The sequence below is a fragment of the Aeromonas sp. D3 genome (assembly GCF_027705025.1).
GTDB classification, from domain to species: domain Bacteria; phylum Pseudomonadota; class Gammaproteobacteria; order Enterobacterales; family Aeromonadaceae; genus Aeromonas; species Aeromonas salmonicida.
In genome coordinates this window covers 55,025-69,504 of record NZ_JAPDBE010000025.1, presented here as the reverse complement: position 1 = coordinate 69,504, position 14,480 = coordinate 55,025, and the positions used below count along the sequence as shown (strand labels likewise).

General features: G+C 60.2%; 14 protein-coding genes. 9 read left to right on the top strand and 5 right to left on the bottom strand.

The genetic code is table 11. From position 1 onward, the window contains the following. Nucleotides 1-112: 112 nt before the first annotated feature. The 3 genes from fabV to OKC28_RS14890 form a co-directional block, all read right to left on the bottom strand. A complete protein-coding gene (gene fabV, locus OKC28_RS14900; protein WP_021140931.1) occupies nt 113-1,306 on the bottom strand; it encodes an enoyl-ACP reductase FabV in 1,194 nt (397 codons plus the stop codon). A 160-nt stretch (nt 1,307-1,466) separates the two neighbouring features. Continuing rightward, nucleotides 1,467-1,664 (bottom strand): hypothetical protein, encoded by a 198-nt coding sequence (locus OKC28_RS14895; RefSeq protein ID WP_270690020.1) that lies wholly within the window; start codon nt 1,662-1,664, stop codon nt 1,467-1,469. Between the two features lie 95 nt (nt 1,665-1,759). Next, the gene (locus OKC28_RS14890; protein ID WP_234576059.1) at nt 1,760-2,656 is read right to left on the bottom strand and encodes a DMT family transporter; all 897 of its coding nucleotides are present in this window, start codon (nt 2,654-2,656) and stop codon (nt 1,760-1,762) included. Between the two features lie 112 nt (nt 2,657-2,768). On the opposite strand from OKC28_RS14890, the gene rsxA reads away from it, so the two are divergent. The 8 genes from rsxA (at nt 2,769) to gloA (ending at nt 10,415) form a co-directional block, all read left to right on the top strand. Next, on the top strand, nt 2,769-3,350 hold the full coding sequence (rsxA, locus tag OKC28_RS14885; RefSeq protein WP_005310657.1) for an electron transport complex subunit RsxA: 582 nt from the start codon (nt 2,769-2,771) through the stop codon (nt 3,348-3,350). Between the two features lie 4 nt (nt 3,351-3,354). Continuing rightward, entirely contained in the window at nt 3,355-3,918 is a 564-nt protein-coding gene (gene rsxB, locus OKC28_RS14880) for an electron transport complex subunit RsxB (RefSeq protein ID WP_017412577.1), read from the top strand. A gap of 14 nt (nt 3,919-3,932) precedes the next feature. Continuing rightward, a complete protein-coding gene (gene rsxC, locus OKC28_RS14875; protein WP_270690017.1) occupies nt 3,933-6,506 on the top strand; it encodes an electron transport complex subunit RsxC in 2,574 nt (857 codons plus the stop codon). 3 nt (nt 6,507-6,509) lie between these two features. After that, nucleotides 6,510-7,562: an electron transport complex subunit RsxD gene (gene rsxD, locus OKC28_RS14870; RefSeq protein ID WP_270690015.1), complete on the top strand. Its 1,053-nt coding sequence runs from the start codon at nt 6,510-6,512 to the stop codon at nt 7,560-7,562. A gap of 212 nt (nt 7,563-7,774) precedes the next feature. After that, entirely contained in the window at nt 7,775-8,407 is a 633-nt protein-coding gene (rsxG, locus tag OKC28_RS14865; protein ID WP_021140425.1) for an electron transport complex subunit RsxG, read from the top strand. A gap of 73 nt (nt 8,408-8,480) precedes the next feature. Further along, a complete protein-coding gene (locus OKC28_RS14860) occupies nt 8,481-9,239 on the top strand; it encodes an electron transport complex subunit E (protein WP_270690012.1) in 759 nt (252 codons plus the stop codon). An 18-nt stretch (nt 9,240-9,257) separates the two neighbouring features. Further along, complete coding sequence (gene nth, locus OKC28_RS14855) at nt 9,258-9,899, top strand: endonuclease III (protein WP_005310645.1); 642 nt, start codon at nt 9,258-9,260, stop codon at nt 9,897-9,899. Nucleotides 9,900-10,001: 102 nt separating this feature from the next. Beyond that, a complete protein-coding gene (gene gloA / locus OKC28_RS14850; RefSeq protein ID WP_005310643.1) occupies nt 10,002-10,415 on the top strand; it encodes a lactoylglutathione lyase in 414 nt (137 codons plus the stop codon). Between the two features lie 81 nt (nt 10,416-10,496). Here gloA and OKC28_RS14845 read toward each other — a convergent pair whose 3' ends face one another. Beyond that, nucleotides 10,497-11,372: a flagellar protein MotY gene (locus OKC28_RS14845; RefSeq protein WP_034524193.1), complete on the bottom strand. Its 876-nt coding sequence runs from the start codon at nt 11,370-11,372 to the stop codon at nt 10,497-10,499. Nucleotides 11,373-11,440: 68 nt separating this feature from the next. Next, nucleotides 11,441-13,414 carry a methyl-accepting chemotaxis protein gene (locus OKC28_RS14840; protein WP_125608864.1) on the bottom strand — a complete coding sequence of 658 codons (1,974 nt, stop codon included), beginning with the start codon at nt 13,412-13,414 and terminating at the stop codon, nt 11,441-11,443. 148 nt (nt 13,415-13,562) lie between these two features. Here OKC28_RS14840 and rnt point away from each other — a divergent pair, with 148 nt between their 5' ends. Continuing rightward, a complete protein-coding gene (rnt, locus tag OKC28_RS14835; protein ID WP_005310637.1) occupies nt 13,563-14,234 on the top strand; it encodes a ribonuclease T in 672 nt (223 codons plus the stop codon). Nucleotides 14,235-14,480 lie beyond the last annotated feature (246 nt).

Below are 14,480 nucleotides of genomic sequence, written 5' to 3'. Positions count from 1 at the left end.
GAAGCCAAGGCCACAGAAATACAGTGTAAAAAAAGCCAATAAAAACAATGCCAGTCAGGCTTAACTGACTGGCATTAGGCCCCGCAGGGCCCTGTTTTCACCTGAGTCAGACTCAGAGCTCAACCACGTCGAATTTCACGTCCGGGTTCACATCAGCCTCGTAATCCACCTCGGCCAGACCGAAACCGAACAGGCGCAGGAACTCCTGCTTGTAGCCGGTGTAGTCGGTCAACTCGGAGAGGTTCTCGGTGGTGATGGAAGGCCAGAGATCACGGCAGGTCTGCTGCACGTCTTCACGCAGTTCCCAGTCATCCATGCGGATGCGAGCCTGCTCGTCCAGCGCCAGCTCTTCCCCATAGAGACGGGTGCGCATCATGCGGTAGACCTGCTCCATGCAACCTTCGTGGATGCCCTTCTCCTTCATGATCTTGAAGGCCATGGAGATGTAGAGCGGCATCACCGGAATGGCAGAAGAGGCCTGGGTCACCACGGATTTCAGCACGGCCACGTGAGCGGTGCCGCCCTTGGCGGCCAGATCGCCACGAATGGCGGTGGCGGCGCGATCCAGATCTTCCTTGGCGCGACCCAGGGTACCGTGCCAGTAGATGGGCCAGGTCAGGTCGGTGCCGATATAGGAGTAAGCCACGGACTTGGCGCCGTCGGCCAGCACACCTGCATCGCGCAGGGCCGCCATCCACAGCTCCCAATCCTGACCGCCCATGACGGTGATGGTGTTCTGGATCTCTTCCTCATTCGCCGGCTCGACGGTGGCGGTGATGATCTGATCCTTGTTGGTATCGATGGCGGTGGTGGTGTAGGTCTCGCCGATGGGTTTCAAGGCTGAGCGCACCACTTCACCGGTATCCGGCATCTTGCGTACCGGCGAGGCCAGGGAGTAGACGACCAAGTCAATCTGGCCCAGATCGGCCTTGATAAGCTCGATCACCTTGGCGCGGCATTCATTGGAGAAGGCATCGCCGTTGACACTTTTCGCATACAGACCCGCCTCTTTGGCAGCCTTGTCGAAAGCGGCAGAGTTATACCAGCCCGCAGTCGCCGTCTTGGTTTCGCTACCGGCTTTTTCGAAGAAGACGCCGATGGTGGCAGCACCGCTACCGAAGGCAGTGGCAATCCGGGAGGCCAGACCATAACCGGTGGAAGCACCAATCACCAGCACCCGCTTGGGACCATTGGCAATCATGCCCTGCTCCTGGGTGTAAGCAATCTGACGTCGAACATTGGCTTCACAGCCGACCGGGTGAGTGGTGGTGCAGATAAAGCCGCGAACCTTGGGTTTTATAATCATAGAGGGGTCTCGACACCGTTAAATGGATGAAATCGGGGCATAAGATACCTCATCTTGCCGCCCTAGGGTGCTCTGATGTGTTGGACTGCTGGGAAAACGAGCAAAGAGAGGCGGCCCACTGCCAAAAATTAACAAGCGGCGAGATAATCAGACCCGATACTCAGCCTTCCCCCTTCATGTAATGGCGAGCCGCTTCGTCGGCCTGCATCAGGGCTGCCTCCCACAATTCAGCGATCAGCAGCCCCTCCTCTCCCACCGCAGCCTCCTCCAGTGCTTCCAGCGACCTGGCATCGTCCAGCGTAAAGGGATTATGGGCCAACAAGGCCTGTGCCCTGGTCAATAACATCATGCTGTTCATCGGCATTCTCCCGGATAAAACCTGGCCAAGGTGATGAGCGACACACGCCCTTTGACTGTGCTGACTCTAGTCCATCGATCAGCCTCCGGGATAGATCAGCTGTCGGCGATAACCGGCTCGCGCACTTTGCGCCGAACGGGCAGCTGGCCCACGGCAATCCCCAGCAGGACTGCGCCACAGGCAAGCCATTGCAATGGCGTCAAAGTTTCACCGAGCAGCAGATAGGCCAGCAACAGAGTGAAGACCGGAATGAGGTTCACATAGGCCGCCGCCAGGGTCACCTTGACCTGGGTCACCGACCAGTTGTAGAGCAGGTAGGCTCCGAGCGTCACAAAGGCGCCAAGAAAGACGATGACCGCCATGTCCTGCCAGGCCCAGGCGGTGGGCCAGGGTTCGCTGAAGGCGAAGGGGGCGAAAAAGAGGGTACCGACGAAGGCCTGCAGCGCTGTCAGGGTGAGCACACTGTAGCGGCTGGAGAGCTTCTTGAAGACCACAGAATAGGTGGCGGCGCACAGCATGGCCGCCATCTCCAGACTGTTGCCGAGCAAGGCGTTGGGGGCAAACTCATCCACGCCGCTACCCAGCCCCAGCAGGGCAATGCCGACGATGGCGATGGCAAAGCCCAGCAACTGGCGGCGACTGACCCGCTCCTTGAGCAGCACAAAGGCCACCAGGGCCACGATGAGCGGCAACAGGGCACAGACCATGCCCGCCTGACCAGCACTGGTGTAACGCAGGGCATTGACCTCCAGCAGGAAGTAAAGGCAGGGCTCCAGTCCTCCCATCAGGGCCAGCCAGCGCCAATCCCCCTTTTGATAGGTGAAATTGCCCAGATAGCGGTAGCAGAGCAGCCAGCAGAGCGCCGCCACACTCATGCGCATGAACAGCACCTGACCGAACCCCCAGATCCCCAGCACGTGCTTGAGGGCGATAAAGGAGCTGGACCAGAGCAGCATTGCCAGGGTCAGGGTAAAAATGGGTAAAGGGCGCACATTTCCTCCATGAAATTGGCCATTTGAATAATAACCATGCGGCCTTGCGGTTGTTTAAGGAGACCTAAAATCAGATAATACCGCCGCCTTCAAACCGGATAACCCATCTCCCATGACTGAGTACCTGCTTTTATTGGTCAGTACCGTGCTGATTAACAACTTCGTGCTGGTGAAGTTTCTCGGCCTGTGTCCCTTTATGGGTGTCTCCGGCAAGCTGGAGACCGCCGTCGGCATGGGGCTGGCGACCACCTTCGTGATGACGCTGGCCAGCGCCAGTTCCTATCTGATGGAACACTATATCCTGATCCCGCTGAACATCGCCTACCTGCGCACCCTTGCCTTCATTCTTGTGATCGCCGTCGTAGTGCAGTTCACCGAGATGGTTATCCGCAAGAGCAGCCCGACCCTCTATCGCCTGCTGGGCATCTTCCTGCCGCTCATCACCACCAACTGCGCCGTGCTGGGGGTGGCACTGCTGAGCATCAACGAGCGTCACAACTTCATTCAAAGCATCATCTACGGATTTGGCGCAGCCGCAGGCTTCTCGCTGGTACTGATACTGTTTGCCGCCATGCGTGAACGCCTGGTGGCGGCCGACGTTCCCACTCCGTTTCGCGGTGTGTCGATTGCCATGGTCACCGCCGGCCTGATGTCGCTGGCCTTTATGGGCTTTACCGGCCTTATCAAGATATAGCGCTATGACTCACATACTCTTTGCCGTTCTGGTACTGGCCCTGCTGGCCCTTGCCTTCGGAATCATTCTGGGCTTTGCCGCCGTCAAGTTTCACGTGGAAGCCGATCCCATCGTCGATCAGCTTGACGCCCTGTTGCCACAGACCCAGTGCGGCCAGTGCGGTTACCCTGGCTGCAAACCTTATGCCGAGGCGCTGGCCAATGGCGATCAGATCAACAAGTGTGTGCCCGGTGGCGATGCCACCATGCGCAAGATAGCCGACCTGATGGGGGTCGACCCTCAACCGCTGGGCAGTGCCGAGGCCGCCATCCCGGTCAAGAAAGTCGCCTTCATCCATGAAGATCAATGCATCGGCTGCACCAAGTGCATCCAGGCCTGTCCGGTCGATGCCATCGTCGGTGCCACCAAGGCGATGCACACCGTCATCACAGACGAGTGCACCGGCTGCGATCTCTGTGTCGATCCCTGCCCGACCGACTGTATCGAAATGATCCCTGTGCCGACCACTGTCGACAACTGGAAATGGGATCTGGCCAGCGTCGCCATTCCGGTCAAGATAGTGGAATAAACAGCGGAGTAACCATGCAGCATCTGCTCGAACGCATCAAAGCCGGCACTCTGTGGGATTTTCACGGCGGCATTCACCCTCCCGAGAACAAGCACCAATCCAGCCTGACACCCGTGGTGGACGCGGGCCTGCCGCCCCAGCTCATCATACCGGTGCGCCAGCACGCAGGGCCGGCCGGCGATCTGCTGGTGCAGATCGGCGACAAGGTCAAGAAGGGTCAGCCCCTTACCCGCTATGACAAGGGCCGCATAGTGCCCGTGCACGCCTCGACCTCGGGCACCATCACCGCCATCGGCCACCATACTGTGGCGCACCCCTCGGGTCTCGATGATCTCTGCATCACCCTGACGCCGGATGGGGAGGATGCCTGGGGTGAGCACAATGCCAAGCCCGACTACTGGAATCTGGAGCGGGGCGAACTGCTCGAGCGCATCCAGCAGGCCGGCATTGCGGGTCTGGGCGGCGCCGTGTTCCCGACTCACAGCAAGCTGGACGGCCGCGGTCAGCTCACCGAGATCCTGATCGTCAACGGGCTGGAGTGTGAACCTTATATCAGCACAGATGATCGGCTGATGCAGGAGTATGCCGACGAGATCATGGACGGCATCCGGGTGCTCAAGCATCTGCTCAAACCCAAATTGACCCTGATAGGGGTGGAAGACAACAAACCCGCCGCCATTGCCGAACTGACCCGCCACGCCACCGATGAGGACGTGCTGGTCAAGACGGTGCCGACCAAGTACCCCTCGGGCGGTGCCAAGCAGACCATAGAGCTGCTTACCGGCCGTCAGGTGCCCAAGGGTGGGCGGGCGGTGGACATGGGCATCATGGTGCTCAACGTGGCAACCGTGTTCGCCATCAAGCGCGCCATCATCGACGGCGAGCCGCTCATCTCCCGCATCGTCACCCTGACTGGCGACGCCTTCAAGAAGCCAGGCAATGCCTGGGTACTGCTGGGCACGCCAGTGCGCTGGCTGTTGCAGCGTTTCGAGCTGCAACCCGAGGCGGACCAGAGGGTCATCATGGGAGGCCCCATGATGGGCTTCACCCTGCCCCACGCCATGGTCCCCGTGGTCAAGGCCACCAACTGCCTGCTCTCCCCGACCCGTGCCGAGCTGCCGCCCCCCGGTCCCGAACAAGCCTGCATCCGTTGCAGCGCCTGCGCCGATGCCTGCCCGGCCAATTTGCTGCCCCAGGAGCTCTACTGGTACAGCCGCGCCAAGGAGTACGACAAGGCCGAAGGGCTCAACCTGTTCGACTGTATCGAGTGCGGCGCTTGCGCCTGGGTCTGCCCCAGCCAGATCCCTCTGGTGCAGTACTACAAGATTGCCAAGGATGATATTCGCGAGGCCCGTGCCGAGGCCGAAAAAGCCGAGCGTGCCAAGCAGCGTTTCGAGGCCAAGCAGGCCCGCTTCGAGCGGGAAAAAGCGGCCCGAGAAGCCCGCCATGCCGAGGCTGCGGCCCAGCGCCGCCAGGCCATGACGGCCAGTGGAGGGGAAGATCCCGTCGCTGCCGCCCTCGCCCGCATCAAAGCCAAGCAGGAAGTCACGGCCAGTGCTGTTGGCGAGCAGCCAGACAACAGCGCCATGATTGCCGCCCGCGAGGCGCGCAAGCAGGAGGCCCTCGCGCGGCGCGCCGCCAAAGCCGCCAGCAGCGGTGAACCTGCTGACGTTGCCGCCGTCGTTGCGCCAACGCCAGAGGCGCAGGATCCGAAAAAGGCAGCTATCGCAGCAGCCCTTGCTCGTGCCAAGGCCAAGAAGGCCGCGCAAGCTGTGGATGACAAGGTCGCCGAGCCCGGGGCTATCGCTGTCGAAGCCGAGCCGGCCATCGGATCCGCCCCGGCTGCCGCCGAAGTCGATCCCAAAAAGGCAGCCATTGCCGCCGCCATCGCTCGGGCCAAAGCCAAGAAGGCCGCGCAAGCGGCGGATGAAAACGTCGCCCAGCCTGAGGCTATCGCTAGCGAGGCCGAGCCGGTAAGCGAACCCGCACTGGCGACTGACGAGGTCGACCCCAAGAAAGCAGCCATTGCCGCCGCCATCGCCCGTGCCAAGGCAAAAAAGGCCGCGCAAGCGGCGGATGAAGACATCGCCAAGCCTGAGGCTATGGCTAGCGAGGCCGAGCCGGTAAGCGAACCCGCACCGGCAACTGCCGAGGTCGACCCCAAGAAAGCAGCCATTGCCGCCGCCATCGCACGCGCCAAAGCAAAAAAAGCAGCTCAAGCGGCGGATGAAAACGTCGCCGAGCCTGAGGCTACGGCTAGCGAGGCCCAGCAGGTAAGCGAATCCGCGCCGGCTGCCGCCGAGGTCGACCCCAAGAAAGCAGCCATTGCCGCCGCCATCGCACGCGCCAAAGCAAAAAAAGCAGCTCAAGCGGCGGATGAAAACGTCGCCGAGCCTGAGGCGACGGCTAACGAGGCCCAGCCGGTAAGCGAATTCGCACCGGCGACTGCCGAGGTCGACCCCAAGAAAGCAGCCATTGCCGCCGCCATCGCTCGGGCCAAAGCCAAGAAGCTGGCAGCAGAGGCTGCCGCACAAGGCCTGCCCCCCCAAGCACAGTCACCTTCTCCATCGCCAGACAAGAGCCACTGATCCATGTTCAATATCGCGAGTGCGCCGTTTGCTCATAACCGCAAACAGACCCAAACCCTGATGTTGCTGGTGATCCTGGCTTGCCTGCCAGGCCTGCTGGCCCAGACCTGGTTCTTTGGCTGGGGTTCCTTCATCCAGATCCTGCTGGCGCTGGTGACGGCGCTGGGGGCCGAGGCGCTGGTGCTTCGCTTGCGCCGCCGCCCCATCAAGCCCGCCCTGATAGATGGCAGTGCCGCTCTGACCGCCGTGCTGATTGGCCTCTCTTTGCCCCCCCTGCTGCCCTGGTGGATGCTGGTACTGGGTACCGCCTTTGCCATCATCATCGCCAAGCACCTCTATGGCGGCCTGGGCCAGAACCTGTTCAACCCGGCCATGGTGGCCTATGTGTTGCTGTTGGTCTCCTTCCCCGTGCAAATGACCAGCTGGTTGCCGCCAGACACCATTCGCGCCTATGACATCGGCTTTGGCGATGCAGCGTCCGTCATCTTTACCGGCTTCAGCCTGGATGGCTACAGCATGGCGCAGCTCAAGCAGGGGGTGGATGGCCTCACCATGGCTACGCCACTCGATACCCTGAAGACAGGGCTGAATCAGGGGCTCACCACGGGTGAAGTGATGAGTCACGCCGTATTCGAGGGCTGGGGCGGCATCGGCTGGAGCTGGGTCAACTTGGGTTACCTGCTGGGCGGCCTGTTCCTGCTGCAGCAAAGAGTGATCAACTGGCGTATTCCGGGTGCCATCCTGGGCTCCTTGTTGCTGGCCGCAACCCTGGGTTATCTGATGACGCCGGATGCCACCGCCACCCCCATGTTCCATCTGTTCAGCGGTGCCACCATGCTGGGGGCCTTCTTCATCGCTACCGATCCGGTCAGCGCCAGCACCACGCCCCGTGGCCGCCTGGTATATGGCGTACTGATCGGCGTGCTGGTCTACCTTATCCGTCGCTTTGGCGGTTACCCTGATGCCTTCGCCTTTGCCGTGTTGCTGGCCAACTTGTGTGTGCCGCTGATCGACAGCCTGACACGCCCCAAGGTCTATGGGGCCCGTCGCAAATGAGTAACATAATGCGGATAACCCACCCCTGCGTGACCACACGGCACGACAGCCTGACACGCCTCAGGGGACATGGAGCACGTCGTAAATGAGTAACATCATGCGGATAACCCACCCCTGCGTGACCACACGGCACGACAGCCTGACACGCCTCAGGGGACATGGAGCTCGTCGCAAATGATCCCGGCGCAAACCTCACTCTCAGGAAGTATCCAATGTTAAAGAGCATGCGCAAAAACGGCGTCACGCTAGCCCTGTTTGCCCTGGCCTGCACCGCCGTTGTGGTGCTGACCAACGAGCTGACCCGCGACAGGATCGCCCATCAGCAGCAGCTGGAAAAGCTGCGCACCCTCTCCGCCCTGTTGCCAGAGGGAAGCTATGACAACGACCTGGTGGCCAGTTGCAAGCTGGTACAGAGTAAAACCTATCTGGGCAGCGATCAGGCCATGCCGCTCTACACTGCAACCCTGAAAGGCGAGACCACGGGTTATGCGCTGGAAACCGTGGCACCCGACGGCTACAGTGGGGCCATCCGCCTCATCGTCGGTACCGATGCCAAGGGCAGCGTCAGTGCTGTGCGGGTGCTGGCCCACAACGAGACGCCGGGCCTGGGTGACAAGATCGAGCTGAAGAAATCGAGCTGGATAGACAGTTTTGTCGGCAAGTTCCTCAGCCGCGACAACGAGGCAAGCTGGGCGGTGAAAAAAGATGGCGGCGAATTCGATGCTTTTACCGGCGCCACCATCACCCCCCGCGCCGTGGTCAAGGCAGTGAAAAACCTGCTGCTGCTGGAGCAAACGCACCCTGAGTTGCTGCGTGATGCCCCTCAGTGCGACCCCACGCCATAAGCCTGGGCCAACACATATGAAACAGACTGATGTGCTATGCATATCCATATGCCATCTCAGCCGGAGCCGATAAATGGAACACTCTCATACACTGGATGACCAGACCCCGATCAGTGAGGGCAAGGGCCGTCGTGAAGAGCTCAAGGAGCTGATGCTGCAAGGGCTGTGGAAGAATAACCCCTCCCTGGTGCAGGTGCTGGGGCTCTGCCCTACCCTGGCAGTTTCCTCCACCTTTACCAATGCGCTCGGACTGGGATTGGCCACCATGGTGGTGCTGGTGAGCTCCAACCTTGCCATCTCCCTGGTGCGCAACCTGGTGCCCAAGGACATTCGCATTCCCATCTACGTGATGATCATCGCTGCCCTGGTCACCAGCGTGCAGCTGCTGATGAATGCCTATACCTATGGCCTCTATCAGGCGCTCGGTATCTTCATCGCCCTGATTGTCACCAACTGCGTCATCATAGGCCGGGCCGAAGCCTATGCCTCCAAGAATCCGCCCCTGCTGGCGGCACTGGACGGTTTCATGATGGGGCTGGGCTTTACCCTGGTGCTGCTGGTGCTGGGTGGCCTGCGGGAGATCATTGGCATGGGGACCCTGTTTGACGGCGCCGAATTGCTGCTGGGTGACTGGGCCAAGTCCTTGCGCATCGAGCTGTTTCATGCCGATGCCAGCCTGCTGCTGGCGATCCTGCCGCCGGGCGGCTTTATCGGGCTAGGCCTGATGATCGCAGGCAAGAATGCCATCAATGACTGGCGTGATCGCAAGCAAGCCGCCCCCCTTGCCGATAGCAATGTGCCGGTGGCGGGTGTGCGCGCCACCCAGCTCTGATCCGAGACGTGAGAAACCATGAACAACCAGAAACGCAGGCAGATCCTGGAGCGACTGCGGGACAACAATCCCCATCCCACCACAGAGCTCAACTTCACCTCGCCCTTCGAGCTCTTGATTGCCGTGTTGCTGTCAGCCCAGGCCACCGACGTAAGCGTCAACAAGGCCACCGACAAGCTCTATCCGGTGGCCAATACCCCGGCCGCCATGCTGGCGCTCGGGGTGGATGGGCTGAAACAGTACATCAAGACCATAGGCCTGTTTAACACCAAGGCCGAAAACGTCATCAAGACGTGCGCCATCTTGCTGGAACGCCATGGCGGCGAGGTGCCGGAGAACCGCGAAGCGCTGGAAGCGCTGCCCGGTGTGGGTCGCAAGACCGCCAATGTGGTGCTCAATACCGCCTTTGGCTGGCCCACCATCGCCGTCGATACCCACATCTTTCGGGTGTCGAATCGCACCGGCTTCGCGGTGGGCAAAAACGTTGACCAGGTGGAAGAGAAACTGCTGAAAGTGGTGCCTGCCGAGTTCAAGCTGGATGTACACCACTGGTTGATCCTGCACGGCCGTTACACCTGTCTGGCTCGCAAACCGCGCTGCGGCTCCTGTATCATCGAAGACTTGTGTGAATACAAAGAAAAAGTCTATCCACAGGAATAAGGCAGCATGCAGGCTGTACGCTACAGCCCGCAAACTTCTGCTGCGATTCCTGTATCATCCAAGACTTGTGTGAGTACAAATATCTACCCGGAGAACTGAGCAATGAGAATTCTGCATACCATGCTGCGTGTTGGCGATCTGCAACGCTCCATCGACTTCTACACCCGAGTGCTGGGTATGAAACTCTTGCGCAAGAGCGAAAACAGCGAATACAAATACACCCTGGCCTTCGTTGGCTACGGTGACGAGAAAGACGAAGCCGTCATCGAGCTCACCTACAACTGGGGTGTCAGCGAGTATGAACTGGGCTCGGCCTACGGCCACATTGCGCTGGAAGCGGACGACATCTATGCCACTTGCGATGCCCTGCGTGCCGCCGGTGCCAAGATCACCCGCGAGCCAGGTCCAGTGAAGGGCGGTACCACTGTCATCGCCTTCGTGGAAGATCCGGACGGTTACAAGATTGAACTGATCGCCAAGAAAGATGCAGGCAGTGGCCTGGGTGACAGCTTCTGAGGCAATACCTCAGGCAACGCCCAATAAACCCAATAAAAAAGAGCGCTGCGGCGCTCTTTTTTCATCTCAGTCTACAGGCCATCAGATGGCGCCATTGCGGCCCATATTGATCACCACCCGCCGGTTCTTGGCGCGACCGTCATCGGTTTCATTTGAGCGGACATGACGCTTCTCGCCATGCCCTTCCACCGAGATCTTGCCCGGATCGATCCCCAGATCCACAAACACCTTCTTGATGGCATCGGCCCGCTTCTCGGAGAGTTTCTGGTTGGGCCAGCGGCCGCCATAGCTGTCGCTGTAGGCGTTGATCACCACCAGATCTATGCTCTTGTCGACCTTCACATACTCGCCGATCATCGCCAGTCTGCGCCGGGAGGCCAGTGACAGCTGATCGCTGTTCTTGTCATAGGAGAGCACGCTGAAGGCGATGTCATTGAAGCTATAGGGCAGCAATCCACTCAGGCAATCCACAAAGGCCTGGTACTTGACCCGAAAGTTGACGGAGGAGAGGGAGACCCGCACCGGCCGGTTCTGGCGGTACCAGTCACGATACTGGAAGGTTGGCATGCGCCCACCCTCCAGCTCATCGAGCATGGTCCAGGCGGTCTGCCCCTCCACCAGACCATCAAACTGCTGGTAAAAGCGCAACTGGCTCACTTCCCGCCCGGCAACACCGGGACGCCAGAGTGGCGGCATGATCCCCAGACTCACCGTCTGGGTCTGGGCTTGCTGTCGCAGCCCCTTGAGTTCGAAATCCAGATTGATCTTGCGACCGGCGCGGCTGACGAAGGCGCCCGTCCCCCAGTTGGGAATAGGGTGTTCGAGGCGGCACTCCACTTGCGTATCCGAGGTCAAACGCCAGACGGATTGATCCAGGCCGGCACCAAACTCGGTAACCCCCGCCTGTAATTGCATACTCACTGATATGCTGACCAACCCGACTATCCAAGCGTTCAAGTGCCTGCCCTCCACACGATCTCATGTTAGGTATCGGCAGGGGCAGGGCAAGCTTTAGGGCAAAGCACTCAGTGGGGGGCAGGACGATCCATCAGCTTGAAGCTGGCAATGCGACCCGCCAGCTCGCGAGCCAGCAGATCCAGCTCGGCGCTGTTTTGCTGCAAGGTTTCAGAGTGCAGGCGATGAGCTTCGTACACCTCGCGTATGGTCATCACATTGTGCTGGATATCGTCAGTGACGTAGCGCTGCTCCTCCGTCGCGGTGGCCACCTGGGCAGTCATGTCACTCACCTTGCGCACCTCGCTCACTATGTCGCTCAGCTCGCTCCCCGCCCGCTTGGCCTCGGTCACGCTCAAACCCGCCTGCTCAGTGCCCAGATGCATGGCCGTGACCGCCTGATCCGCGCCCTGACGCAATCGGGACAACATCCGATCTATGTCCTCTGCCGCCTGCTGAGTGCGAGAGGCCAGTGCCCTCACCTCTTCCGCCACCACGGCAAAACCACGACCAGATTCACCGGCCCGGGCAGCCTCTATGGCTGCATTGAGGGCAAGCAGATTGGTGCGATCCGAGATCTGCTTGATGAGATTAAGCGCCTCGCCGACCGACTCTGTATCCTGATACAAGCTATCCACCAGTTGCTGGGTGTTGGCCAGGGTGCCCGCCACCAGCTGGATGGCGTCTATGGTCTGATCCACCTCCTTGTCGCCCTGACGGGCACGTCCGATAGCCTGCTGGGTCGCCAGCGACGTCTGGGTTGCATTGCGCGCAATCTCGGCCACCGTCGAAGCCATCTCGGTGGCTGCCGTCGCCACCAGATCCACCTGACCGAAACCTTTGACGACGCCAGCATTCACCTCGGCGATCACGCCTGCCGAGGTGGCGGCGCTGCGGGCCAGCACCTCGCAGGAGCGGCGTACCGCCAGCAACAGCCCCTCAAGGTGCGCGAGGAAATGGTTCAGATCCTGCGCCAGGGCGCCCAGTTCGTCACCGGACCGCCAGTTGACCCGCACCGTCAGATCATTCTCCTGTACCAGCCGTTTGAAGGTCTGGTGCAACGCCATAAAACCCAGGTGCAGATCTCGCACCACCCGCCAGCAAACGAAGGTGGTCAACGCAACGCACAGCAGCACACCGAGCGCCGCCCACCAGAAGTCGCTGGCACTCTTTGCCCGCATCTGCTCGACCCGCTCGAACAACTGCTGATAAAGGCGATCTTCGCTCTCCTTGAGCAGACCTATCTTGTCGGTACTCAAGGCAAACCAGGCTTCGGCATCGACCCCGAAGCCGCCTGTGGTGGCTTTGTCCAGCGCCAGTTGCTCCATGGCGGCGACCTTGGCTACCACGGGAGAGGCCAGGCTGTCGGCCAGCAGTTGACGTTGTGACGGGCTCGCCACCGCCTGGAAACGCTCGAGATAGGTATTCTGGGCCGCCAGCAGGGAGATAAATTGCTGCAACAGCGCAGGGGTAAAGTGGTCACGGCCGAACACATTGCTCAGGGTAGCCCGCTCCAGCCCCATTCGTTCCTTGCTCTGCAAGAAGGCGGCGTAGGCATTGGTCTGCAGCGCTATGGTGGCATCCTGACTGTTGAGACTGACCTGGTCCACCACGGCCAGCAGCTGGCTGATAAGACGGCTGTAAAAGCCAACCTGCTCAGCCACTTCAACCCCCAGCGCGCCGACCCGCTCACGCATGGCGGTGAGCCCGGTCAGCGCCTGTTGTACCTCTCCCAACGCCAGCAAGGCGGGATCCTCGTGAAAACGGACCAGCAGGGTATCGACCAGCTTGCGCTGGGCAGGCAGGGCGTCGCGAAACTTGTTGCCACCAGAGCCCAGGAAACCTGCCGACATGCCGCGCTCCTTTTGCAGCTCGTGGGCCAGTTGCGCCGCCTCCCGCACGACATAGAGTGCCGCTTGTGCCTGGCTCATCTCCTGTTCGACCTGATAACGCTCATACACGTATCGGCCAGAAAAAAACAGCAAGGCCAGCAGTGGCAGGCAGACCACCAGCAACATCTTGTGTGCCAATCCCAGCTTGTTCATCCCCTCTCCCCATTCCATTGTTGAAGTGGTCAATTATAAGCACGAGTGCCGAGAATAGAATCTGACGTCCGTCTCATGGCTGCTGATGGGGGACAAAGGCTGGCTTTTTTGCCATAATGCCGCCTCATTTCACGCCGACCGAGATACCATGACCGACGCTGTACACACTCTCAAGGGCCGTTTTCGTGGCTTTTACCCCGTCGTCATCGATGTTGAAACCGCCGGGTTCAATGCCAGGACAGACGCCTTGCTGGAGATAGCCGCCTATACCCTCAAGATGGATGAGGATGGCTGGCTCGCTCCCGATCAGGTCTTTCATTTTCACGTCGAGCCGTTCGAAGGCGCCAACCTGGAAAAGGCGGCGCTGGAGTTCACCGGCATAGACCCCTTCAATCCGCTGCGCGGCGCCGTCAGCGAGAAAGAGGCGCTGACCGAGATTTTCAAGGGCATTCGCAAAGGGATGAAGGAGAGCGACTGCAACCGCGCCATCATAGTGGCCCACAACGCCACCTTCGATCATGGCTTCGTCATGGCTGCTGCCGAGCGGGCCGGCCTCAAGCGCAATCCGTTCCATCCGTTTGCCACCTTCGATACTGCCGCCCTCTCCGGCCTGGCCCTGGGTCAGACAGTGCTGGCCAAGGCGTGCCAGAGCGCTCGCATCCCGTTTGACAATAAAGAGGCGCACTCGGCCCTCTATGACACAGAACGCACCACAGAGCTGTTCTGTCATATTGTCAACCGCTGGAAGAGCCTGGGTGGCTGGCCGCCGGCCCACCCGGATGATGCCCCCGTCGATGACGCGAACGAACAAGCGGGATAAGCAACGAGCAAGAAGGCTGCCATGGCAGCCTTCTTCTATTGGGATACGGCATCAAAGTGGTTTGACCAGAATGGCAGACAGACCCGGGCAGCACAGTTTTCAACCGCTCGGCTCCCCTCGCCCATCCCAACCCTTCAGGGATGCGTCTCACAGGCCATTTGCCTGATTTTTTACTCGACATTTGTCGTGATTTTCGCAAACTAACTGCCTTTCAAAAGACAGACAACCAATAACCATTAAAAGGAA

Bases quoted from the DNA above. Each gene is read 5' to 3' on its own strand.
- fabV (WP_021140931.1), bottom strand. From the start codon at position 1,306: ATGATTATAAAACCCAAGGTTCGCGGCTTTATCTGCACCACCACTCAC.
- OKC28_RS14895 (WP_270690020.1), bottom strand. From the start codon at position 1,664: ATGAACAGCATGATGTTATTGACCAGGGCACAGGCCTTGTTGGCCCAT.
- rsxA (WP_005310657.1), top strand. From the start codon at position 2,769: ATGACTGAGTACCTGCTTTTATTGGTCAGTACCGTGCTGATTAACAAC.
- rsxB (WP_017412577.1), top strand. From the start codon at position 3,355: ATGACTCACATACTCTTTGCCGTTCTGGTACTGGCCCTGCTGGCCCTT.
- rsxC (WP_270690017.1), top strand. From the start codon at position 3,933: ATGCAGCATCTGCTCGAACGCATCAAAGCCGGCACTCTGTGGGATTTT.
- rsxD (WP_270690015.1), top strand. From the start codon at position 6,510: ATGTTCAATATCGCGAGTGCGCCGTTTGCTCATAACCGCAAACAGACC.
- rsxG (WP_021140425.1), top strand. From the start codon at position 7,775: ATGTTAAAGAGCATGCGCAAAAACGGCGTCACGCTAGCCCTGTTTGCC.
- OKC28_RS14860 (WP_270690012.1), top strand. From the start codon at position 8,481: ATGGAACACTCTCATACACTGGATGACCAGACCCCGATCAGTGAGGGC.
- nth (WP_005310645.1), top strand. From the start codon at position 9,258: ATGAACAACCAGAAACGCAGGCAGATCCTGGAGCGACTGCGGGACAAC.
- gloA (WP_005310643.1), top strand. From the start codon at position 10,002: ATGAGAATTCTGCATACCATGCTGCGTGTTGGCGATCTGCAACGCTCC.
- OKC28_RS14840 (WP_125608864.1), bottom strand. From the start codon at position 13,414: ATGAACAAGCTGGGATTGGCACACAAGATGTTGCTGGTGGTCTGCCTG.
- rnt (WP_005310637.1), top strand. From the start codon at position 13,563: ATGACCGACGCTGTACACACTCTCAAGGGCCGTTTTCGTGGCTTTTAC.